Source organism: Pedobacter sp. Leaf250, from assembly GCF_920984735.1.
In the GTDB taxonomy this organism is placed as follows: domain Bacteria; phylum Bacteroidota; class Bacteroidia; order Sphingobacteriales; family Sphingobacteriaceae; genus Pedobacter.
In genome coordinates, this window is sequence record NZ_CAKLBU010000009.1 from 59,937 (window position 1) to 83,039 (window position 23,103).

25 protein-coding genes are annotated in these 23,103 nt (G+C 35.9%); 14 read left to right on the plus strand and 11 right to left on the minus strand.

Features of this window, described 5'->3' with window-relative positions:
• Window positions 1-110 precede the first annotated feature (110 nt).
• Together atpA and atpG are read left to right on the plus strand one after the other, a co-directional pair.
• Complete coding sequence (gene atpA / locus LUA91_RS09840; RefSeq protein WP_231425875.1) at window positions 111-1,685, plus strand: F0F1 ATP synthase subunit alpha; 1,575 nt, start codon at window positions 111-113, stop codon at window positions 1,683-1,685.
• 71 nt (window positions 1,686-1,756) lie between these two features.
• The gene (atpG, locus tag LUA91_RS09845) at window positions 1,757-2,650 is read left to right on the plus strand and encodes an ATP synthase F1 subunit gamma (RefSeq protein ID WP_231425876.1); all 894 of its coding nucleotides are present in this window, start codon (window positions 1,757-1,759) and stop codon (window positions 2,648-2,650) included.
• 117 nt (window positions 2,651-2,767) lie between these two features.
• On the opposite strand, the gene LUA91_RS09850 is transcribed toward atpG, so the two are convergent.
• Window positions 2,768-3,409, minus strand: a complete 642-nt coding sequence (locus tag LUA91_RS09850) for a PKD domain-containing protein (RefSeq protein ID WP_231425877.1) — start codon at window positions 3,407-3,409, stop codon at window positions 2,768-2,770.
• 150 nt (window positions 3,410-3,559) lie between these two features.
• Here LUA91_RS09850 and LUA91_RS09855 point away from each other — a divergent pair, with 150 nt between their 5' ends.
• The 3 genes from LUA91_RS09855 to LUA91_RS09865 all read left to right on the plus strand — a co-directional run bounded on the left by LUA91_RS09855 (window position 3,560) and on the right by LUA91_RS09865 (window position 5,966).
• A complete protein-coding gene (locus LUA91_RS09855; protein ID WP_231425878.1) occupies window positions 3,560-4,324 on the plus strand; it encodes a 5'-nucleotidase, lipoprotein e(P4) family in 765 nt (254 codons plus the stop codon).
• Window positions 4,325-4,381: 57 nt separating this feature from the next.
• On the plus strand, window positions 4,382-4,600 hold the full coding sequence (locus LUA91_RS09860) for a hypothetical protein (RefSeq protein ID WP_231425879.1): 219 nt from the start codon (window positions 4,382-4,384) through the stop codon (window positions 4,598-4,600).
• 481 nt (window positions 4,601-5,081) lie between these two features.
• On the plus strand, window positions 5,082-5,966 hold the full coding sequence (locus LUA91_RS09865) for a DUF4349 domain-containing protein (RefSeq protein WP_231425880.1): 885 nt from the start codon (window positions 5,082-5,084) through the stop codon (window positions 5,964-5,966).
• 101 nt (window positions 5,967-6,067) lie between these two features.
• On the opposite strand, the gene ruvC is transcribed toward LUA91_RS09865, so the two are convergent.
• A complete protein-coding gene (ruvC, locus tag LUA91_RS09870; protein WP_231425881.1) occupies window positions 6,068-6,655 on the minus strand; it encodes a crossover junction endodeoxyribonuclease RuvC in 588 nt (195 codons plus the stop codon).
• Between the two features lie 41 nt (window positions 6,656-6,696).
• On the opposite strand from ruvC, the gene LUA91_RS09875 reads away from it, so the two are divergent.
• Genes LUA91_RS09875 through LUA91_RS09885 form a run of 3 tightly spaced genes read left to right on the plus strand, consistent with a single transcriptional unit; the run spans window position 6,697 to window position 9,930 of the window.
• Window positions 6,697-7,674, plus strand: coding sequence for a lysylphosphatidylglycerol synthase domain-containing protein (locus LUA91_RS09875; protein ID WP_231425882.1), 978 nt, complete (start codon window positions 6,697-6,699; stop codon window positions 7,672-7,674).
• Window positions 7,652-8,788: a glycosyltransferase gene (locus LUA91_RS09880; RefSeq protein ID WP_231425883.1), complete on the plus strand. Its 1,137-nt coding sequence runs from the start codon at window positions 7,652-7,654 to the stop codon at window positions 8,786-8,788. The genes LUA91_RS09875 and LUA91_RS09880 overlap by 23 nt, the downstream gene beginning before the upstream one ends.
• Complete coding sequence (locus LUA91_RS09885) at window positions 8,788-9,930, plus strand: ABC transporter permease (protein ID WP_231425884.1); 1,143 nt, start codon at window positions 8,788-8,790, stop codon at window positions 9,928-9,930. Before LUA91_RS09880 ends, LUA91_RS09885 begins: the two co-directional genes overlap by 1 nt.
• Here LUA91_RS09885 and LUA91_RS09890 read toward each other — a convergent pair.
• Together LUA91_RS09890 and LUA91_RS09895 are read right to left on the minus strand one after the other, a co-directional pair.
• Entirely contained in the window at window positions 9,927-10,271 is a 345-nt protein-coding gene (locus tag LUA91_RS09890) for a TfoX/Sxy family protein (RefSeq protein ID WP_231425885.1), read from the minus strand. The two genes, LUA91_RS09885 and LUA91_RS09890, sit on opposite strands and share 4 nt — an antisense overlap.
• A 3-nt stretch (window positions 10,272-10,274) precedes the next feature.
• On the minus strand, window positions 10,275-10,952 hold the full coding sequence (locus tag LUA91_RS09895; protein ID WP_231425886.1) for a hypothetical protein: 678 nt from the start codon (window positions 10,950-10,952) through the stop codon (window positions 10,275-10,277).
• 77 nt (window positions 10,953-11,029) lie between these two features.
• Here LUA91_RS09895 and LUA91_RS09900 point away from each other — a divergent pair, with 77 nt between their 5' ends.
• The 4 genes from LUA91_RS09900 (at window position 11,030) to LUA91_RS09915 (ending at window position 14,816) form a co-directional block, all read left to right on the plus strand.
• Window positions 11,030-11,638, plus strand: a complete 609-nt coding sequence (locus LUA91_RS09900) for a ribonuclease HII (protein ID WP_231425887.1) — start codon at window positions 11,030-11,032, stop codon at window positions 11,636-11,638.
• A gap of 21 nt (window positions 11,639-11,659) precedes the next feature.
• On the plus strand, window positions 11,660-12,862 hold the full coding sequence (locus LUA91_RS09905; protein ID WP_231425888.1) for a glycosyltransferase family 4 protein: 1,203 nt from the start codon (window positions 11,660-11,662) through the stop codon (window positions 12,860-12,862).
• Between the two features lie 87 nt (window positions 12,863-12,949).
• Window positions 12,950-14,029, plus strand: a complete 1,080-nt coding sequence (gcvT, locus tag LUA91_RS09910; protein ID WP_231425889.1) for a glycine cleavage system aminomethyltransferase GcvT — start codon at window positions 12,950-12,952, stop codon at window positions 14,027-14,029.
• 70 nt (window positions 14,030-14,099) lie between these two features.
• Window positions 14,100-14,816: a 2-phosphosulfolactate phosphatase gene (locus LUA91_RS09915; protein WP_231425890.1), complete on the plus strand. Its 717-nt coding sequence runs from the start codon at window positions 14,100-14,102 to the stop codon at window positions 14,814-14,816.
• A 71-nt stretch (window positions 14,817-14,887) separates the two neighbouring features.
• On the opposite strand, the gene LUA91_RS09920 is transcribed toward LUA91_RS09915, so the two are convergent.
• Both LUA91_RS09920 and gldB read right to left on the minus strand, forming a co-directional pair.
• A complete protein-coding gene (locus LUA91_RS09920; RefSeq protein ID WP_231425891.1) occupies window positions 14,888-15,691 on the minus strand; it encodes a patatin-like phospholipase family protein in 804 nt (267 codons plus the stop codon).
• A gap of 67 nt (window positions 15,692-15,758) precedes the next feature.
• Complete coding sequence (gene gldB / locus LUA91_RS09925; protein ID WP_231425892.1) at window positions 15,759-16,793, minus strand: gliding motility lipoprotein GldB; 1,035 nt, start codon at window positions 16,791-16,793, stop codon at window positions 15,759-15,761.
• Window positions 16,794-16,819: 26 nt separating this feature from the next.
• Here gldB and LUA91_RS09930 point away from each other — a divergent pair, with 26 nt between their 5' ends.
• Entirely contained in the window at window positions 16,820-17,485 is a 666-nt protein-coding gene (locus LUA91_RS09930; protein ID WP_231425893.1) for a porin family protein, read from the plus strand.
• A gap of 30 nt (window positions 17,486-17,515) precedes the next feature.
• Entirely contained in the window at window positions 17,516-19,156 is a 1,641-nt protein-coding gene (locus tag LUA91_RS09935) for an NAD+ synthase (protein WP_231425894.1), read from the plus strand.
• A gap of 178 nt (window positions 19,157-19,334) precedes the next feature.
• On the opposite strand, the gene LUA91_RS09940 is transcribed toward LUA91_RS09935, so the two are convergent.
• The 5 genes from LUA91_RS09940 to LUA91_RS09960 form a co-directional block, all read right to left on the minus strand.
• The gene (locus LUA91_RS09940; RefSeq protein ID WP_231425895.1) at window positions 19,335-19,751 is read right to left on the minus strand and encodes an OsmC family protein; all 417 of its coding nucleotides are present in this window, start codon (window positions 19,749-19,751) and stop codon (window positions 19,335-19,337) included.
• Window positions 19,752-19,838: 87 nt separating this feature from the next.
• Window positions 19,839-20,399 (minus strand): signal peptidase II, encoded by a 561-nt coding sequence (gene lspA / locus LUA91_RS09945; RefSeq protein ID WP_231425896.1) that lies wholly within the window; start codon window positions 20,397-20,399, stop codon window positions 19,839-19,841.
• Window positions 20,384-22,000: an apolipoprotein N-acyltransferase gene (lnt, locus tag LUA91_RS09950; RefSeq protein ID WP_231425897.1), complete on the minus strand. Its 1,617-nt coding sequence runs from the start codon at window positions 21,998-22,000 to the stop codon at window positions 20,384-20,386. The genes lspA and lnt overlap by 16 nt, the downstream gene beginning before the upstream one ends.
• 80 nt (window positions 22,001-22,080) lie before the next feature.
• Window positions 22,081-22,374 (minus strand): GIY-YIG nuclease family protein, encoded by a 294-nt coding sequence (locus tag LUA91_RS09955; protein WP_231425898.1) that lies wholly within the window; start codon window positions 22,372-22,374, stop codon window positions 22,081-22,083.
• A gap of 60 nt (window positions 22,375-22,434) precedes the next feature.
• Window positions 22,435-23,082, minus strand: a complete 648-nt coding sequence (locus LUA91_RS09960) for a PH domain-containing protein (RefSeq protein ID WP_231425899.1) — start codon at window positions 23,080-23,082, stop codon at window positions 22,435-22,437.
• Window positions 23,083-23,103 lie beyond the last annotated feature (21 nt).

The window sequence follows — 23,103 nt, forward strand, 5'->3', positions numbered from 1 at the left end:
CTAAACGCAAGGAGCCGAATAAAAATAATATTGCGCTAAACGTATGGCCGAAAAACGCCAAGCGCCATGCGCCAAGCACTATACATTTACAAAAAGATATAATTAAAATTATGGTAGAGGTAAGACCAGACGAAGTATCGGCAATTATCAGACAGCAATTGGCGGGCTTCAAATCAGAAACCGAACTGGAAGAAGTTGGTACCGTGTTGCAAGTGGGCGACGGTATTGCCCGTGTTTACGGTTTAACTAAAGTTCAATCGGGTGAGTTGGTTGAATTTGCAAACGGCCTGCAAGGCATTGTATTAAACCTTGAAGAAGATAACGTTGGTGTGGTACTTTTAGGTGCATCTGACGAGATTAAAGAAGGTGATACAATTAAACGTACCAAAAAAATTGCCTCTATTAAAGTTGGTGAAGGTATGCTTGGCCGCGTAGTGAACACTTTAGGTGAGCCTTTAGATGGTAAAGGACCAATCTTAGGTGAAACTTACGAGATGCCTCTAGAGCGTAAAGCACCAGGTGTAATTTATCGTCAGCCGGTAAATGAGCCTTTACAAACAGGTATTAAAGCAATTGATGCGATGATTCCAATCGGTCGTGGTCAGCGTGAGTTGGTTATTGGCGATCGTCAGATTGGTAAAACAGCTGTTTGTATTGATACCATTATCAACCAAAAAGAATTTTATGAAGCAGGCCAACCTGTGTTCTGTATTTATGTAGCTATTGGTCAGAAAAATTCTACCGTTGCCAACATTGTACGTACACTAGAGGAGAACGGCGCTTTACCATATACAGTTGTTGTTGCTGCTTCGGCTGCTGATCCTGCTCCAATGCAGTTTTATGCTCCGTTTGCTGGTGCTGCAATTGGTGAGTTTTTCCGTGATACAGGTAGACCAGCTTTAATTGTTTATGATGATTTATCTAAACAAGCTGTAGCTTACCGTGAGGTATCGTTATTACTTCGTCGTCCACCGGGCCGTGAGGCTTATCCAGGTGACGTTTTCTACTTACACAGTCGTTTGTTAGAAAGAGCTGCGAAAATTAATGCGAATGATGATATCGCTAAAGACATGAATGATTTACCAGAATCGATTAGACATATCGTTAAAGGTGGTGGTTCATTAACAGCTTTACCAATTATCGAAACGCAAGCTGGAGACGTTTCTGCTTATATTCCAACTAACGTAATTTCGATTACTGATGGTCAGATCTTCTTAGAATCGAATTTATTCAACTCTGGTATTCGTCCGGCTATTAACGTAGGTATTTCAGTATCACGTGTGGGTGGTAACGCTCAAATTAAATCGATGAAAAAAGTAGCAGGTACTTTAAAGTTAGATCAGGCTCAATACCGTGAATTAGAGGCATTCTCTAAATTCGGATCTGACTTAGATGCTGCAACGAAATCGGTTTTAGATAAAGGTGCACGTAACGTAGAAATGTTAAAACAAGCGCAATTCTCTCCATTCTCTGTTGAGAAACAAGTTGCTATTGTTTATGCTGGTACTAAAAACCTAATGCGTAATGTTCCGGTTAACAAGGTTAAAGAATTCGAAACTGAGTATTTAACTCAACTGGAAATGCGTCATCCAGAAACTTTATCAGCATTAAAAGCGGGTAAATTTGATGATACCATTACAGGTGTTTTAGATACAGTAGCAAAAGAGATTTCAAGTAAATACTAATAGAGTTGAAAGTTAAAAGTAGAAAGTTTAAAGCTTTTTACTTTTAACTTTTTACTTTACACTTATTAAGAATGGCTAATTTAAAAGAAGTAAGAAACCGGATTGCATCAGTACAATCAACCCAACAGATTACCAAAGCTATGAAAATGGTTTCGGCTGCGAAGTTGAAACGTGCTACTAACGCAATTATCGCTTTACGTCCTTATGCAACGAAATTGAAAGAGATTTTAGGAAATCTTTCAGCCAGTTTAGAAGGGTCTTCATCGCCTTTTATTCAAGAGCGTGAACCTAATAAGGTTTTAATTGTAACGGTATCATCAAACCGTGGTTTGGCTGGTGCTTTTAACATGAACGTAATTAAAGCCACTAATAATTTAATTGCTGAGAAATATAGCGAACAATTCAAAAACGGAAATGTGAGCATTATTTCTATCGGTAAAAAAACACAAGATTTTTACGAAAAACGTAAATACAATGTTATTGGAAACAATAATGAAGTATACGCTGCTTTAACTTTCGAAAACGTAACCAAGATCACTGATGCGATAATGGCTGGCTTTTTAAAAGGCGAATTTGATAAAGTAGAAGTGGTTTATAACCGTTTCAGAAATGCGGCTGTTCAATTTATTACTACTGAACAATTGTTGCCTTTACCAAAGGTTGAGGAAGTAGAATTAACTAAAGCCGATAAAAAAGCAGCAAACGTTGATTATATTTTAGAGCCATCTCAGGAGGAAATTGTTGAACAATTAATTCCAAAATCAATTAAAATTCAGTTATACAAAGCGGTGTTGGATTCTCACGCATCTGAGCATGGCGCACGTATGACATCGATGGATAAAGCAACTGAAAACGCTGGTGAGTTATTAAAAGCCTTAAAACTTTCTTATAATCAAGCCCGTCAGGCAGCAATTACAACTGAGTTAACAGAGATTGTAAGTGGTGCAGCAGCATTAAATGGATAATCAAAATTCTCATCCTGCGCTTGTCGAAGGATTAAAATACAAAACCCATTTCTTAATAGAAATGGGTTTTCTTATGCTCCAACTAATTTAAACTTAAAATTAGATATTTTACTTTCGCTACAGCTTCTCTAAAGTCGAGCTAATTCCAAGTTCTCCACGAGCTCCAAGCTGAATTTTGCTATTATTATCTACGATAAGAACATTATGTTCGGAATCTTTTTGCCAAAACATATCATCAAAACGAAATGCCTTGCCCTTTGCGATACCACTGATATTTGTAAGCTGCAAAAGGTTTCCTGTGGCTTGCAGCTTCACAAAAATAGTATCAGAAATCGCATTTGGTTTTAATACAGATTTAACAGTGTTTTCCGAAAGGTTAACGTAAGAATTCAAATCCATATCAAAACTACTGTTGTTTTTTATTTGGTAACTTATGTCTCCCGGAAATACTCTTATTTTTGTTTTGGAAGTACTTCCGGCCACTGATAATGAAATCTCAAAAATACCTGATTTTTTATATCTGTGCTCCGCTTTACTTCCCTTAACCTCAACTGAGCCATCTCCGTAATTCCAAATGTAATTGTCGGCACCTGTAGCATCATTAGCGGTCAAAACCACAGATTGTGCTAAATAAATCGATTTGTTTTCTACTTTAAATTCAGTAGTACTGATTTCAGGAATTCGATAAGGTTCCTTTTTACAGGCAACCATGCTTATTGAAGCAATAGCAAGCCCTGCTAGTAAATTTTTGATTTTCATGTTAAAGATTTTATTTGTGTGTGCCCAAAACTAATAAAATTCTATAACTAAGAACTTAATAATTGAGTAATTACATAAATGTTAAGTTGAGTAAGCGTAAAGAAAGTGATGTCGAATTCAACTGTTATATTTGCACAATAATTTCAAATTATGAAAAGATACATCTTCATCACATTATTACTTGCTCCAATTTTTGCCCTTGCCCAATCTCCAGCCAGAGATTATACCAATGCAGTACTGTGGCAACAAACAAGCGGCGAGTACAGAGCCCTATGTTTTCAAGCGTATAACTTTGCCAGATTATCTTTAAAGGAAGCCTTGTGGGCCGATACAAGTAAAAAACCAAATTGTGTTATTGTAGATATTGATGAAACCATTTTAGATAATTCACCTTTCCAGGGCCATGAAATTAGGAAAGGACTAAGTTATAATCCAGCCGATTGGACAGAGTGGACAAGCTTAGCAAAGGCTGATACCGTTCCTGGATCCTTGGCATTTTTAAAATTTGCATCCTCAAAAAACATCGAAACTTTTTACGTGAGTAATCGCGATGAAAAGGATTATGCCGCGACTTTAAAAAATCTGCAGGCTTTTGGATTTCCATATGCTGATGATGCACATCTAGTAGTTTCAAAAGGAACTTCAAACAAAGAACCTCGCCGACAGAAAATTGCCGAAACGCATCATATTTTAATGTTCTGCGGCGATAACTTAAGTGATTTTAGTAATATTTTCTATCGTGAAGAGAAAAATACATTTGAGCAGGTAAATCAAAATCAAAACCTTTTTGGCATTAAATATATTGTATTACCTAACCCCATGTATGGCGACTGGGAAAAACCTTTGTACAAGGGAGAAAAGTTAAGTGATAAGGATAAAGGAAAACATCGTTTAGAACGATTAAAAAGTTACTAAACTTTATAAATATTCAGCAATAAGTATTACTTTTGCTGCATCATAAAAATAATTATTATGGAGAACAGCGAATTAAAGCACAATACTGAAAGTATGAAAACGGCTAATCAGCCAGGAATATATAAATTAATGATCTTTGGTGTATTAATTTGTATGGTTGGTACCTATGCTCGTTTCGCTTTCGATTCTTGGGTATTATCTTTGGTGTCTTGGATTGTATTATTTATTGGCGCAATCATTAGCATTAAAGGCGTATTCAAAATATTAGACGCATAAAATATTTCTCTCTACACATACAGAAGCCAATTATGTTGATCACGTAATTGGCTTTTTTATTTTCCTTTTCTTTTGAAAAGCAGGTTCCTGTTCTTTTTGGTACCGAAAGCCCTGCCATCCGCTTTACTCACCCGAATAAAAATCGGGGTTCGTGCCCGCTGCTGTCAGGTTTATGTTACTTAGGTAAACCTTCCTATTTTAAACCCGACAATAGCGACAGCCCCGAGTTTTTTACGAGGGCTACAGCGAATGGCGGGACTGCCATAACCCACAACCTACTGCAATTGCTTTACTAATTATTTTTTATGGAATGTGGTTTAAAAAATCATCAACTTTTAAACGCTTTTGGTTTTGGGTTACCTATATCGATTTTCAGTATAAAGAGAAAAACGACAAGTAAACTAACCAAAAACGTCGGGAACTTTAAATGGCCATTTAAAGCAAATTATTAAAATGATTAATTTATCAGAACCACAAAATCATGAAAAGGAATATAATTGCTATTGCCATAATTTTAACAATTTTTGGCTGCCAATCTAACAAAAAGGAATCTGCCAGCGCTGATGCATCCATTGCTCAGGAAATGAAAATCGCTGACGACACCGCTGTAGAAAAAATCATCAAAACAGCCGACATGCGTTTTCGTGTTAAAGATGTTCAAAATACTAAAGAGCAACTAAGTAAAACCATCAAAGCAGAAGGCGGCACTGTTGCCGAATTTTCCATTCAAAGCAACATTCAGGAAACTGAAAAAGTTAAACAATCTACCGATTCATTAAAGGAAATTACGTCTTATCGTACAGAAGGTTATCTTGTAGCAAAAGTACCCTCAGAAAAATTGGATGAGTTTACCAACACGATTTCAAAAATGGCTGTGTTTGTAAATAGCGCATCAATGAAATTAGATGATCAGAGCATTAACTATTTAGCCAATAAACTTAAAGCTCAAAATAGGGTAAGTGCTTCTAAACAAATTGGTAATATCCCCAGTAAAAAAGCTGATAACATAGAAACATCTTTAGCTTTAAAAGATGAATATGTAGACAGGAAAATTGATAATATGAGTATTGATGCTCGAGTAAAATACAGTACAATTACACTTAATTTTTATCAGGATAACACTGTTACCACAATGACCGTTGCGAATGATAATTTGTACGATTACCGCCCTAATTTTGCCAGCAGGCTTTGGTTAAACATTGTAAACGGTTGGACCATTTTTAAAGAAATTATTCTTGCTTTAGCAAACCTTTGGATGTTGGTTTTAGCTGGAATAGTAGTGTTTTTTACTGTCAGATACTTTGTAAGGAAAAACAAAGTGGCGATGGAATTGGCAGCAAAAAATTTAATGGCAAATAGGCAATAGTGTTTCATTTTTCCGAATGAGATTGCCACGTCCCGATGAAAATCGGTACTCGCAATGACGATTTCGTTTTAATCCTATCGGTCGGTGTCTCACCGACCGACTTATTTCTTAACTTTCACAGCCAAACCTTTCACCTTCGTTTTGTTATCGCTTACAAAAGATTCCCAACCTGAATAAGTTTTCGATTTTCCGCCAGAAGTAATTTTTTGGAATGAATGGCAAACAGCAACCGCTAAACCATCCGTTGCATCCAAAAACTCCGGGGTTTCTTTAAAGTTCAGTAACCTTTGAAGCATGGCTGCCACTTGTTCTTTAGTAGCATTTCCATTTCCTGTAATAGATTGCTTTATTTTACGCGGCGAATATTCTGTAACCGAAATATTTCTGGAAAGTGCAGCTGCTATTGCTATTCCTTGCGCTCTGCCCAATTTCAAAAGAACCTGAATGTTTTTGCCGTAAAAAGGTGCTTCTATTGCTAAAACATCAGGTTTGTATTGGTCAATCAATACAACTGTTTTTTCGAAAATGCGTTGAAGTTTTAAAAATGGATCATCAAGATGCGTCATCTTAACTACGCCTAAACTAATGAGTTCTGTTTTGTTTCCCTTTTCTAAAATTACGCCATAACCCATTACCGCAGTTCCGGGGTCGATGCCCATAATGATCCGTTCCTTTTTTTCGTTCAACATTACAGCAATATTAAGCATATTTGCAAACTAAAAAGATAATCTTGACAGGCAACAACAAAAAAATATTATCAATACTGATTAAAACCGCAATCGTAATCCTTGCCTTTTGGTTTATCTACCACAAGCTTGTGGCCAATAAAAACCTCGAAAATTTTAGTGCCTTACTAAAAGATATTTCGCAGATTGAAATTTTTGCTGTAATCGGTTTTGTTGTTTTGCTAATGTTCGTTAATTGGTTTTTAGAAGCAGCCAAGTGGAAAAGATTGATGAGCCATATTGAAAGGATTACTTTTTACCGAGCCATTGAATCGGTTTTTTGTGGCTTAACCCTAGCCATCTTTACACCAAATAGATTAGGCGAGTATGGTGGGAGGGTATTTTTTCTATCGCCCAAGCGTAGGATAGTAGGTATAGTGGCGATGACAGTGGGAAACATTGGGCAATTAGTGTTGACAAATGTTTTCGGAGCAATTGCCGCTTGCTTTTTTATTTACAGATTTGTACCGATCGATAACTCCGTTTTTTTAGCAGTTGTGATGTTGGCTATGGCTTTCTGCCTGTTTTTTATTGTCTTCTATTTTAATATTCAGTGGTTAAATGGCATCTTGTTATCATTCAAATTCACACGGAAGTATAAGAAATTTTACAGTATTCTAGGGAGATATCGAAAAGAAGAACTCTTTAAAATTATGCTGTTTTGCCTGGCAAGATACATCGTTTTCAGTTCTCAATATTTCATTTTATTTATGTGGCTCATTCCAGGATTGCATTATATGGATATCATCATGATGACCTGTTTATTGTTTTTAATTCAGTCGGCATTGCCATCATTGGATCTTTTCGATGTTGGGATTAGAAGTGTAACAGCAGTTGAGTTATTTAAGCACATAACCGATCAGCATGTGGCAGTTATTGCATGTACAGCAAGTATTTGGCTCATAAATATTATTATTCCTGCTATCTTAGGCACTTATTTCGTTTTTAAACTCAATTTTTTTGGAACTCCTAAAACTGATTAGTCTTACATCCGCCGCTTTAACTTTAGTTTATGGTTTATTGGTACTCACTTTTATTAAAGGTTGGTACAGCTTAAACCTATTTAAAAAAGGTATTTTTACACCTGTTACCAAGGTTTCGGTTATTGTTGCCGCACGTGATGAGGCCTTAAATATTGGCCGAACCATTGATGCTTTAATTGCACAGGATTATCCAAAAAACTTAACAGAAATTATTTTCATTGATGATCATTCTACTGATAACACGGCGGAAATTGTAGCCTCTTACGCTGCCAGTGGAATTAAACTAATTAAATTAAACGAAAACCAGGCACTTAACTCTTACAAGAAGAAGGCAATACAAACAGCAATTGGATCGTGCAGTGGCGATTTAATTATCACTACTGATGCCGATTGTGTAATGGGCGAAAAATGGCTCTCGTCAGTTGTAAATTTTTATCAGGATAAGGGTTATAAAATGATATCTTCGCCGGTAGCCTACTTCGAAGAAAAGAGTTTTTTCGAAAGATTGCAGTCATTGGAATTTCTATATTTAATTGGCTTAGGGGCGTCAACTATCGGCAATAAAAAGCCTTCCACTTGCAATGGTGCAAACTTAGCATACGAAAAGGCTACATTTTATGAGGTTGGTGGTTTTCAAGGAATAGATGATTTGGCCTCTGGCGATGATGAGCTTTTGCTGCATAAAATAGCTGCAAAATATCCTGATAAAATAGGTTTCCTCAAAGATAGATTTGCGATTGTATATACGCATGCAAAAGAGAATTTAAAGTCATTTATTCAACAGCGTAAAAGGTGGGCATCTAAAAGTACGCGATATAAAAATAAAGCAATCATCGTTTTAGGTGTTTTTGTTTGGGTTTTTAATCTTAGTATTTTATCAAACTTCATTACAGGATTATTTATTCCAGCGTTTTTAACCATAACAATCTATCAATTGATAGTTAAAATGATTTTAGAAACATTATTTTTATGGGATGTGACTGGCTTCGCAAAAAAACGTCGACTGCTCGTATTAATCCCTATTTTAAATGTTTTACATATACTTTACATCGTTTACATTGGTATTGCTGGAAACAGTGGGAAATACAATTGGAAAGGGAGAATGGTTAAGTAATGGATAATAGCCCATCAAAAAAAGTATGGTTAAAGTTTAAAAGAAATAAGCTCGCTTTTGGTGGACTTATTTTTATTTTACTATTGGTTTTGATGGGGATTTTGGGTTATTTAATCACTCCAGATCATACGCCTTTTGCCAATACGCAGGTTTTGCAGCTAAACAAAAAAAAGCCTAGCCGAACTTTTAAATTTATCATTCTTGGCAAAAACCCTAATGTAAAAGAGATTGGGTTTTTCGAGCGGATGCTGGAAGGGCAAAAGTCAGCTGTTACGAGTATTCCAATTACTTCATATCGAATCGTTAATGATGATGTTTTTATAACGCCTTACATCGGTGATGAGGAAAAAGTTAAGGAAACTAAATACAGTTTAAGAGAGTTATGCCCTAGATGTACACCTTATTCTAAACTTGGAACACCAGCAACTTTGTTTGAGCAATATAATGTGTATGAAAAAACATATTGGTTAGGGACAGACATTTATGGTCGTGATTTGCTAAGCCGCATGATTCTTGGCATTCGCGTCTCACTATCTGTTGGTTTGATGGCGGTGTTGATCTCGCTTTTTATAGGAGTAAGTTTAGGTGCGATAGCAGGTTATTTTGGAGGCAAAGTTGATGCGGCAATCAGTTGGTTTATGAATGTAGTTTGGTCGTTGCCTTCGTTATTGCTGGTTATTGCCATTTCATTTGCTTTAGGTAAAGGCTTTTGGCAAATATTTATTGCGGTTGGTTTATCAACATGGGTAGATGTTGCTCGTTTAGTGCGTGGGCAGGTAATGGCGCTTAAAGAAGTAGAATTTGTGGAAGCTGCCAGAGCATTGGGGTTTAGCACTTCGCGAACTATTATAAAGCACATACTCCCAAATATTGCAGGACCGATTTTAGTAGTGGCATCTTCAAATTTTGCATCAGCAATATTATTGGAAACGGGCTTGAGTTTCTTGGGCTTCGGGGCACAGCCTCCAATGCCAAGTTGGGGAAGTATGATTAAAGAACATTATGGATATATAATCATGGATGCTGCTTATTTAGCTGTTTTACCAGGTTTGGCCATTATGTTTACGGTTTATGCTTTTAATGTTTTGGCTATAGGCCTGCGTGATGCTTTTGATGTAAAAGGGCAGAATACAACTGTCTAAATTTTCTTTTTCTTCGAAGCTTTGGCAAGCGGATTAAACTCCAGCGCCAAATTGATCCAAAAATCTAAATCTTCCTTCCTGTTTAGTACATCTTGCGAAACTAATATATAACCTTTCATTACAGTGTTACTCATAACCATTAGTTCCCAGCCATCCACATTTTCTAAAGCTACCAAGCTTTCGGGAGCGAGCCTAAGCATCACTTTATCTTTCATTACACCAATGCACATTTTGTTATCAACCATAAAGATCAATCCACCAAACATTTCTTTCTCTTCTACATCTGGCAAGTGCATTAACTTTTCCGCAATGCGATTAGCAAGAGTCTCATTGTATCTCATTAGCTAATTAAAATTATTGTTTTCCTCTACATATTTTATTCCAGTAGATTTAAAGAACGTTTTTAGAATATCATATTTTTGGTGGCAAAATACATTTAATTTGATTTTTTCGGAGCTTACTTTTCGCCTTCTGCATTCAAAACAAAACTCAATGTATTCGGGCACATTTCCTTTCTTATCAAAGAATAAAATCGCATTCCTTGGTTCATAACAATTAGCGCCCATCTCAAAATTTTTGAGGCCATGATAACTTTTATTAGATTTAACTCCAATGTTATATAGAATATTGGTCAACTTTTCGATCTCTTTTTTTGACAATACTTTAGTTTCAAGCGCTTTGATTTTATAAAATCTCTTATTCTTAACAGGGAAATAACCAATAGAATCTTTCAGATAATTCTGCGGACTTAAAGCCGGACTTCCATTCACATCAACTAAATCATCTGGGATTATTTCTTGTGGTTCGAAAGAAACCAACACAACTTTTTTATACTTGCTAAATGGAAAAATTTTTAACCTGTCACTCACTGAATATGTGTTTCTTAACATGCAATCCCACCTTTTTTCAAGAACATCGCCTTCTTCTTCAGTTGGTGGATATATTTTTGCCTTATTTTTCGTTTGTGCTATAGTAATGGTGCCGCATATAGAAAGGATGATGCTTAATATGAGTATTTTCATTGCTAGTTGTTTAAAACTAATTTAAAGCTTTAATATCCAATTCACAAAGTTTAGCCTTTATTCTTTAAATTTGCATTATGTTATTGAACTGTTACCAAGAGGAATTTTTAGAGGCGGGTTGCGACGAAGCAGGGAGAGGTTGTTTAGCTGGGCCGGTTTTCGCCGCTGCCGTAATTTTGCCTAAAGGTTTTGTTTTGGAAGGATTGAATGATTCAAAACAACTTACATATGCTCAAAGAGATTTGCTTCGTCCGATTATTGAGAAGGAAGCACTGGCTTGGGCAGTTGCCTCCTGCGATCATGAAGAAATCGATCAGATAAATATTCTTAATGCATCTTTTTTGGCCATGCATAGGGCGATAGAAAAATTACAATGTCAACCGCAATATTTGGTTATAGATGGTAATCGTTTTAAAACTTATCCTCAAATTCCGCACAGTTGCATTATAAAAGGCGATGGGAAATATCTGAATATTGCAGCAGCTTCCATTTTGGCTAAAACACATCGTGATGAATATATGGCAAATCTGCATAATGATTTTCCGCATTACAATTGGCAGCAAAACAAAGGTTATCCAACCATTGCGCACCGTAAAGCGGTTATCGAAATTGGCTTATCTCCATTTCATCGTAAAACTTTTAATGTGAGCGATCCTCAGCTCGACTTGTTTTCAAAAGCAGTCTAATTTTCGTATTTTCACAACATTGTGAAAATTCTATTAATAACTAAACGGATTCCCTTTCCGCCAAATAGTGGTTATCCAATTGTGGTTTATAATACCATGAAAGGTTTGCTACAACTTGGTGCAGATCTCACTTTTTTTAGTTTGAACCCTACAAAAGGCAGTATTGATATTGAAGATCTAAATGATCCAATTTTTGATCAGATTAAATTGCATACCGCCGATTTGGATACAGAAGTAAATGTATGGTCTGCTTTTTTTAATATTTTCACCAATCAATCTTACAATGTATCCAGGTATTTTAGTGAAGATGCAGCACGTCAGCTTGAAAATATTCTTCGGGAAAATGTATTTGATGTGATTCAGTTTGAGGGATTATTTGTTGTTCCCTATTTAGATGTTGTAAAAGCGAATAGCAATGCCAAGCTCATTTACCGGGCGCACAACATCGAGTTTACCCTGTGGGAACGGCTCTCTCACTCAGAAAGTTTTCTGGTTCGCAGAAAATACCTTGCCTTTTTGGCTCAACGTTTAAAAGCTTACGAAACAGATCAGATTAATCGTTTTCATCAAATATTTGCCATTAGCGAGCCCGATAGACAAAGTATTATTCGCTTTGGCTGCGAAGTTCCGATGTCGGTTTTTCCTGTAGCAATTGATTTGGAAAAGTATAAGATCGATAAATCGAAAACGAGTTTTCCCACGCTATTTCATTTAGGCGCAATGGATTGGCGTCCAAATCAGGAAGGTTTGGAATGGTTTCTGGATGATATTTGGCCAGATATTGAAAAGCTTAATAAAGACCTTCGATTTTATATTGCAGGAAAAAACATGCAGAAGCATTTTTTTGAATACGATTCTGATAATCTTATTGTAGAGGGCGAAGTATTTGATGCCATTGAATTCATGAATTCGAAAGCGATTATGATTGTACCGCTTATTTCTGGCACCGGAATGCGTGTAAAAATAATCGAAGGTATGGCAATGAAAAAATGTATCATTGCTACCACTACCGCCGCAGAAGGCATTAATTGTAGGCACGGACATGATATTTTAATTGCTGATTCTGCCGATGAGTTTTACCGCTACATTTTGCAATGCATCATCAACCCGAAACGTTGGATGGAAATAGGAGAGAATGCAAGAAAAACGGTAGAAAATGATCACGGAATCAAGCTCATCGCTGGCAAAATGCTAGAGATTTACAAGGGTTTAATCAGTGCCTAGTTCTCACAGAGAATGCAAATACCTTTCTAAAATTTACCTTAAAACATTATCTTTTTCTTACTACTTTTGCGCAACTAAATATTAAGCATGAAAAATACCGCTTTAACAGAAAAACACATCGCTTTAGGCGCTAAAATGGTTCCATTTGCAGGTTACAATATGCCTGTTACTTACGAAGGCATAAATGCAGAACATGCAACCGTACGCAATAGTGTTGGTGTTTTTGATGTGAGCCACATGGGTGAATTTATTTTAAAGGGCGAAAATGCTTTAGATTTAATTCAGCGTGTAACCAGTAACGATGCTTCGAAATTATACGATGGCAAGGTTCAATATTCATGCTTGCCAAACAAGGATGGCGGTATTGTAGATGATCTTTTGGTTTATCGTATTGATGAAAAAAGCTATATGCTAGTTGTTAATGCATCGAACATTGAGAAGGATTGGAACTGGATTCAGCAGTTTAACGATAGGGATGTAGAAATGCATAATATTTCTGATAAAACTTCTCTATTGGCCATTCAGGGACCAAAAGCTGCAGATGCTTTACAAAGTTTAACTGATGTTGATTTAGCATCGATGGAGTATTATACCTTCGTTAAAGCAACATTTGCTGGTGTAGATAACGTGGTTATTTCTGCTACGGGTTATACTGGTGCTGGTGGTTTTGAAATTTATTTCGAAAATCAATATGCTGATCAAATTTGGAATGCAATTTTTGAAGCTGGGGTAGCACAAAATATTAAACCGATTGGTTTAGGTGCTCGCGATACTTTACGTTTAGAAATGGGTTTTTGCCTTTACGGTAACGATATTGACGATACTACTTCGCCAATTGAAGCTGGCTTAGGCTGGATTACCAAATTCTCCAAACCATTTACAAATTCTGAAAACCTATTGGCCCAGAAAGACGCAGGTATCCAAAAGAAACTGGTTGGTTTTGAAATGATTGATAGAGGAATTCCTCGTCATGACTACGAAATTGCTGATGCTGAAGGAAATATTATTGGTAAAGTAACCTCAGGAACACAAGCACCATCATTGCAGAAAGCAATTGGTATGGGTTACGTAGCCAAAGATTTTTCGAAAGAGGGAACTGAAGTTTTCATTCTGATTCGCAATACTCCTATTAAGGCTAAAGTAGTTAAATTTCCATTTTATAAATAGATAAGTAGTAAGTTATAGGTTGTACGTTTTAAGACTTATAACCTATAACTTAAAACGTATAACTTTCAAGATGCCAAAAAAAATAGAAGTTTGTTTAACCCCTGCTTTAATCGATTTGTATGATATCGAACAAAGTATTGTTGTGGTTATTGATATTTTAAGAGCCACTTCATCCATTACTTATGGCATTGAAAATGGCGCCGAAGCCATTATACCCGTTGCTAACGTAGAAGATTGTTTAAATTATAGTGATAAAGGATATTTATTAGCTGCAGAACGTAACGGAGAAGTGGTTGCAGGCTACGACTTTGGAAATTCTCCATTTTCTTACACCAAAGAAAAAGTTGCTGGTAAAACAATCGTATTAACCACAACAAACGGAACTAAAGCGCTACATTTAGCCAATAGAAGGGCTTATCAGGTAGTTATTGGGTCATTCTTAAATCTCGATTCATTGTGCGAGTATCTGGCAAGTCAGGATAAAAATGTGCTCTTACTTTGTGCAGGCTGGAAAGATCAATTTAACTTAGAAGATACTTTATTTGCCGGAGCAATTGTAAATAAGTTGCGTAAAAACTTCGAGCATTTTGATGATTCTAGCGTTGCTGCAGAAGATTTATATGCTATAGCAAAAGATGATTTAAGAAAATATCTACACAAATCATCACACAGCCACCGTTTACAACAGTTAAATATTGAAGATGATGTGGTGTTTTGTTTGCAGTTGAATACCTGCACAGCTATTCCGGTTTTAGATGGAGAACGGTTGGTTAAACTTCAAGCTTAAACTCCAAACCACCTTAAGGGACTAATAAACCTTTACGGATATAGAAATAATAAAAAAAATTTGAACCAGCCTTACCTTTTTATAGGCAAAGTCCCTTTTAAGGGGTTGGACGTTATAAGCTCTCTAATTGCTGGTGTATTTTTAATCGTAATTAAGGCTTCTTCATGGGCCAGCCAATAAATATCTTCGGCCCGTTTCATATCAAAAGTACTAATTGCGCCTAAGCCTTTTGGCTCAATCATCACATTGCAAAACTTAGCTTTACGTTCCATATCATGGTTAATGGACATAACGCCTGCCCGCCCCATTAAATTGGTGATGCCAGTAATCTTATCTACAGGTTTTAAATGGTTACAAGAAGAGCCAATAATAAAATCGCATTCATCCATTAAAGGTTCTACCGGGAAGTTGTTCAAAATTCCACCATCCACATACATCTGGCCATCAATCATAATCGGTTTAAAAATGCCGGGAATACAACTAGATGCATGTATAGCACGTATGAGCGGTCCTTTCGTAAAGTACACCAATCTACCTTCACTAAAATTTACTGCAGCAATGGTTAAAGGAATCTTCAGTTTTTCAATCGAATCTTCAGGAAAATATTCTTTCAATATTTGGGAAGTATTTTCAATGTTGATCAATCCTAATGAGCCAACAGCCGGACGAACAAAACGCCATAATTTGGTTTTTAAAAAAATACTTAATCCTTCCTCAGGATCAATACCAGCTGCAAAAAATGCGCCTGCAATTGCTCCAGCGCTGGTTCCACTGATGTGACTAAAGGTAATGCCTAAATTGCTGAATGCCTTGAGTACACCCAGGTGTGCTATTCCCCTAATTCCTCCGCCTGATAATACAATGCCAACTTTCATCTACAAAATGGTTAATAGTTTAAACTGATAATCTGTAAAATTGTTTACGGTAAACTAATTTGCCGACTTATTTTTGCTTTGGTTTGTATTTAGATTGATTGAGAATTTTTTGGGCATCGTTATCGGCCATTAATTGTTGAAGCGTTACTTTTGGATGCTCGGCCATGTATTTTTTTACAATCTGCCATCCCACCCAAACACCTAGTTTAGGTGCCGATTCCCGATTTTCTCCTAACCCAGGTGTAAATGGTCCTTCAGAAAGGAAGACCTGAATTTTTTGATAATCTGTTTCGTACAGAAAATTGTTTTCTAAAAAGTATGCCCAAATATCACCTTCAAAATTTTGTGTCCATTGCAGCTGTTCAGAAGTATAACCAATTTTAGTAGAGTCAGCTATGTTTTCAGGCAAAACCTGATCAAGAAAATAAAGAATTTTACCCTGAAAAATCATTTTTGATAACAACGTTCTATTTTCATCTGGTTCTGCAAATAATTCCTCATGTGCATAGGTTTCCGCTACGCGGGGAACAATATATTCAGGTGCAAATCTTCTTGATAAATATAAGGGAACACTTTGCACTATGGCACCGTAAAACTTGCTGTCTTTCCCTAAAAACATATCTAAACCTATTCCTAAATAATTATCGCCAACCGGCATCTGGTAAGCAAAGCCAGAAACAAAGGCGATTATTTTTGGAACTTTTGCTTTTGGATAGTAATGTTTAATGTATTTAAAAGTTTCTGTCAGGCCTTCCTCTTGCACTTTCATATTTGGATAAACGCTATCAACCTCCTTTGTTAAATCTTTATAAGCCTGATCGGCAAATAAGGTGCTTAGTATTTGATCATCAGAATAGGATGGAGAGCCAATCATTTTATGAAGGTAATCCTCATAAAAAAAGCCGTATTTATTCAGTAATTGTTTATTGGTTTCTGTTGGATTTTTATCTCTTGCAGCAAAGAACTCTTTATCAAAGCGTTCGATCTTTACATCAAGCTTGATGTTGCTTACATCGGGGCGGTTATTTTGTTTACAGGAAAAAAATGCGACGGCAAAAAGAAAAATTAGATAGATTTGCCTGTGTTTTACGTTATACATCATGTACAACAAATATAATCACATAAAGCATGAAAAAAATATCGACTATTTTAATTTTATCTTTTTTAAGTTTCGGTGTTTGGGCGCAAAATTTTCCGGCAATTAATTACGGTTTTCGCTTAGGTTTAACGGCAACACCAACTTTTGGGTGGATAAAACCAGAACAAGGGAAAACCAACAGCATAGCTTCGGGTTTTTCTTATGGATTAATTGGCGACTTTAATTTTGCACCCAATTATAGCTTTTCTACAGGCCTAACCATAACTTCTATAAATGGAAAAAGTACTGAGGCCAATGTAGCACCATACCATAGTGGTTCGATACCGATAGCTTACGATTTAAAATATAAATTACAATACATAGAAGTTCCGTTAACAGTAAAGCTCAAAACGCTCAAAGCCGATGGAAAGCGTTGGTATGGACAATTTGGTTTATCGAATGGATTTAACATCAGTGCCAAACAAGATGCAAAAAACGGATCTTCAACGCTTGGTGATAACCTTAAAATAACTGATTACACGAAATTCTATCGTGCAGGGTTGATTATTGGAGGTGGAGGAGAATTTGACATTTCTGGCAACGCCAGTATTTTGGCCGGCTTAACTTACAATAACGGCTTTACAAATATTACAACAGACAAAAGTCGTGATGTAAGAAACCACTATTTAGCACTTAATTTTGGAGTGTTTTTTTAATTTTGAAGCTTTTAACTTTCTATTCGAAAAATGAAAATAGCGCTTGCACAACTCAATTATCACATTGGCAACTTTGAGGCGAATACAAAAAAAATAATCGATCATATTCAGTTGGCAAAAGACAAAAATGCCGATTTGGTTGTGTTTGCCGAGCTCGCAGTTTGTGGCTATCCACCAAGAGATTATTTGGAGTTTGATGAATTTATATCGCTTTGCGAAGCTGCGGCACATGAAATTGCCAAGCACTGTATTGATATTGCCTGTATTATTGGTTTGCCTATAAAAAATGATATTCTTCAAGGAAAGGATTTATTTAATGCAGCATATTTTATTGAAGGAGGCCAGGTAAAAGCAATAGTGAAAAAGGCTTTGCTACCTACTTATGATGTTTTTGATGAGTACCGTTACTTTGAACCAGCAACAAGTTTTAATTGTATCGATTTTAAAGGAAAAAGGATTGCATTAACCATTTGTGAAGATCTTTGGAACATTAACGATAATCCATTGTATGTTTCCAATCCGATGGATGAATTGATTAAGGAGCAACCTGATGTAATGATCAATATTGCGGCTTCGCCTTTTTCTTATACCCATGATGATGAGCGCATTCAGGTTTTGGCTGATAATGCAAAGAAATACAATTTACCTGTTTTTTATGTAAACCAGGTGGGTGCGCAAACAGAAATCATCTTTGATGGTGGCTCATTGGTTTTTGATGCTGATGGTACTATGAAAGCTGAAATGAAATATTTCGAGGAAGATTTGCAAGTATTTGATTTGGCTGAGGTGGAGAATGTGCGTAACAAATATCCACAGCCAGAACGATTAACAGATATTGAGCAAATACACGATGCTTTAATATTAGGAATTAAGGATTATTTCATCAAATCAGGCTTTAAAAAAGCTGTTTTGGGCTTATCGGGAGGTATTGATTCGGCAGTAGTTTGTGCATTGGCTTGTAGCGCTTTGGGAGCCGAAAATGTGATGGCGGTTTTAATGCCGTCAAAATTTTCTTCAGATCACTCTGTGCAGGATGCAATGGATCTTGTAAATAATATTGGATGCATGCATGAAATCATCCCAATAAAAGAAGTTGCCGAAGCTTTCGACAATATTTTGGCGCCTGCTTTTAAAGGTTTGCCTTTCAATTTAGCAGAAGAAAACATTCAGGCCCGTATTCGTGGTATCATCAATATGGCAATGAGCAACAAGTTTGGCTATATTCTTCTTAATACATCAAACAAAAGTGAATGCGCTGTGGGTTATGGTACTTTATATGGCGATATGTGTGGTGCGATAGGAGTAATTGGCGATGTTTACAAAACCCAGGTTTTCGAATTGGCTAAATACATCAATAAAGAAAAAGAAATTATACCATTAAATACGATTGTTAAACCACCTTCGGCAGAATTACGGCCAGATCAGAAAGATTCTGACTCATTACCGGAATATGATGTTTTGGATAAAATCTTGTATCAGCATATCGAAAAGAAACAAGGATCGAAAGCAATCAATGCGCAGGGTTTTGATGAGGCGCTTGTAACCAGGATTTTGAAAATGGTAAATATCGCAGAATTTAAACGGTATCAAACACCACCAATCCTTCGGGTTTCTCCTAAAGCATTTGGTATGGGAAGAAGAATGCCAATTGTTGGCAAACATATGGTTTAAGTAATAAATAATGTAGCTTATTTTATTTCCTTAATCAATTATAGTTTGGGGTCAAGTTGATTGTTTTTTTGAAAACTCCAAACTATGTAAAGGCTTTCGATCTATTTTGCCAATTTTAAATAAAAAAGAGTGCCTGCTTTTATAATAGCAAACACTCTTTTTTATTATGATATTGATTTTAGGCTAATGTGGCATCAACAGTGATTGTAGTGTTCAATAACTTAGATATTGGGCAGTTCTTCTCTGCATCTGCTACCAATTCATCAAATTTTTCTTGTGATAATTCAGGTACTTCTGCATTTAAAGTTAAATGTGATTCTACAATTTCACCTTTCGAGGGGTCTAAATTGATTTCGCATTTGGTTTCCAATTTTGTTGCCGTATAACCCGCTTCAGCTAAATTAGCAGAAAGTTTCATGGTGAAACAGCCTGCGTGTGCTGCAGCAATTAACTCTTCGGGGTTAGTGCCAACACCCTCGGCAAAACGCGAATTAAAGGAATATTGTGTATCGTTTAACGTGGTACTTTGAGTGGTTAATTTACCTGCACCTTCTTTAATAGAACCTTGCCATACGGCTGTTGCATTTCTTTTCATGTTAAATTATTTTATGATTGAGATTAGATTTCTAACCATAAATATAACCTAATGTTTGTTTAGCCAATGCAATTATTTCATTACCATTTAATGAACTTTTTCATTTTCTGTTTTTGGTTCCGGAATTTCTGTAGTTGGTTCTGTTTTTTTAATTGGTCGAAAGAAAGATTGGATTAATAAAATTCCAACGCCAATCATGATTGATATATCAGCAATGTTAAAAACACCAGTTTGAAATATATGAAAATCCATATGCATGAAATCAGTTACTGATCCATGAACAATTCGATCGTAAAGATTGCCAAGTCCACCGCCTATTAAAAAGCAGAGGGCGATTTGCATACTACCAGGGAGGTTAGGTTTTGAAAACAGATAAAATAGGCCATAAGCTAAAAATAACAAGGGAAGGCCAGTTAAAATAATCAGTCGAAATATATACGGCATGTTATCACCTAAACTTAAGAATGCACCGCTATTCTCTACTTTAGTTAAAGTGAAAAAATCCTTAATTAATACAATATGTTCATAATCAGAAATTTCAATCCGAACAATGTATTTCGATATTTGATCTAAAGCTATGTTTAAAATCAAAATGATTAGAAGGAAATACCAAGTGTAGTTTTTGTGGTAATTTATTTTTTCACCCATTTTTTGTAAGGAATAATTAATGCTAAAATTACCGCCAAGGCACACAAAAGTTTTGCAATTACATCACCACTTTTTACATAAAAGGTAATTTCATCATTCAGATTAATATTGCCTTTTAAGGCAGTTCTGGTCCACCATTCGGTGCTTTGCGTAATGTCTCCACGCTGGTTAATAAAACAAGAAATACCAGTATTAGCCGATCGGGCAACATCTCTATGGGTTTCAATTGCCCTAAGTTTTGCATACATTTCGTGCTGATCTTTACCTGAAGTATTTCCCCACCAACCATCGTTTGTTATAATGGCGATAAACTGTGCGCCATCTTTAACCTGTTGCCCAATCCAATCGCCCCATAAGCTTTCGTAACATACAACAGGTGCTGCGCCGATGCCACTTTGTGCATATAAAACACTCGGCTTTTCTTGCCAGCCCCAGCCGCTAACGCTTCCGCCCAGTTCAGAAAAAATTGCATCCATAAAAGAAAATACTTTTGGAAAAGGCATTTTTTCTGCTCCGGGAACCAGTTTCGACTTATGATAAAACTGTACGTTCGCAGAATTTTCAATTTGCATGGCCGAATTAAAGTTGTCAAAATATTGACCACTTCGCTCATCAAATTTAGCAGAAACAGTGCGTTTATCTGGATAAATTTTAATGGTTTCGATACCCGTAATCAGCGTTCCGTTTTTGTATTTACTTAAAAAGTTTTGGAGGTCGGTGATTTCTGGGTAGTTTCGTATGTTAGCCTCGTCAGCATAAATGGGTAATGCAGTTTCCGGCCAGATAAAATATTCGGTATTGGGTTGCGCCAATGAATCAGTAAGATGGGTTAAGATTTTGATTTGTTCTGCAGGTGGAATATCAACAAGTTTTTTATAAGGATCAATATTGGGCTGAACAACCACAACGTTACTAGGTGTGCCTTTTTGTTCAGCAGAATTGTATTTTATAAGTGATATTGATATAGGAATAAGCACAACTAACGCCCAAATTCCTACAGCCCTAAACTTTAAATAACCTGTTTGAGATTTAAATTTTTGATAGGCTTCGAAAGCTAAAATATTGCTTACTAAAATCCAAAGTGAGCCGCCATAAACACCTGTATAATCGTACCATTGCGCCAATTGATGCATTCCGGCCAAGCCATTTCCTAAAGTCATCCATGGAAAAGCTAAATCCCAGGTTTGCTGCAAATATTCTAAAGCGATATAGAATGAAATTAATCCTAAATAGGCTATTTTTTTATTAGCATACCTGCTTAATCTATAAAACAACCAAAATGCAGTAGTCATTAAAAAAGCACCTAAACCATATGGAATTAACGAAACGGGAATGGCAACGGCAGTTCCATTATAGGCCTTTATTGCATTGTATACCCAATATGTTGAGGCTGTATTCCAGATTAAAAAAGTTAGGCCGGCAGTTAAAAAAACCAGGCGACCTTTCTTTTTAACTTCAGCATTAAAGATCGAGTTTAATGCCATAAATAATGGAACCAAAGCAATCAGCAACAAAGGTGTTGTAAAAGGCATTGGAGGCCAGGCAAGCCAAAGTAAAAATGCACTGATTAATGCGAGGGTATAATTTTGTTTTTTGCTCATTTAAGGAATTGTGTATTGAAACATTTCCGTCATGCTGAATTTATTTCAGCATCTTAAATGCTGTTTCAACATATCTAATATTATTCCAAAGTTTCAAATAAATCTTCCCAATTAGGGTTAGTTTCATTTATTAGGTTAATTTTCCAAATACGTTTCCAGTTCTTTAATTGTTTTTCTTTGATAATAGCTTCTTCAATTGAGCTAAATTGTTCAAAGAATACCAATAGGTTGCAATTGTATTTGGCTGAAAAAGAATTTGGATAGTATTTTTCCTTATGTTCTTTTATTCTAAAATATAAATCTGAAGTTACACCAATATAAAGTACAGTATGTTTAAAATTACTTAGGATATAAACACAACCGCCTTGTTCCATTTTAAAATCAGCAATTAAGACCCTGAAATAAATTCAGGGTGACGAATCCCCATAAAATATTTATAAACTATCTAAAATAGCTGATTTTTTAGCTTCATATTCCTCTTGCGTAATTAGGTGTTTATCATACAAAGTTTTTAGTTTACGCAGTTTTAATGTGGTTTCGTCTTCTGGCTCTTCTACCACTTCAGCAATCTGGATGAGTTCTGGTTCGGGTAACTCTACCTTTTCAGGTTCAACAAATTCTGCAAAACTTTGTGGTGCAGTGTAACTTGCAGCAGCTTTATTTTCTTCGTTTTGTTGTTGTTTAATCGATTCTTTGTAGATTTCTAACTGATCGTTTGCCGCTTGATATAATTTTCTCGCCTGTGTTTTGGGGATAAAATCGGTAACAATGTTTTCGCCAGTTTGTGGCACACAAATAAATTTAGAACCAAATAATTCTTCTTTAAATGAAACCTCTTTAATATTCTTTAATGAAATATCTTTGAAGTTCATGGTTAAGCCTAAATTACCGGGTTCACAATAAAAAATGCGCTTATTGGTAATGGCAATGCTATCTGGAAGCAAGTTTACAGCAGGCTTTTTCTGAACAGCGAGGTATAATATTTCTTCGCCAGTGGTTAAAAGGTCATTAAGTTTTCCAATAACTTTTTCAACTGCTTTTGGGTCTTGTTCGTCACTTAAAAATCTATCTATGCTAATCATAATTTCTATATAAAATTGATT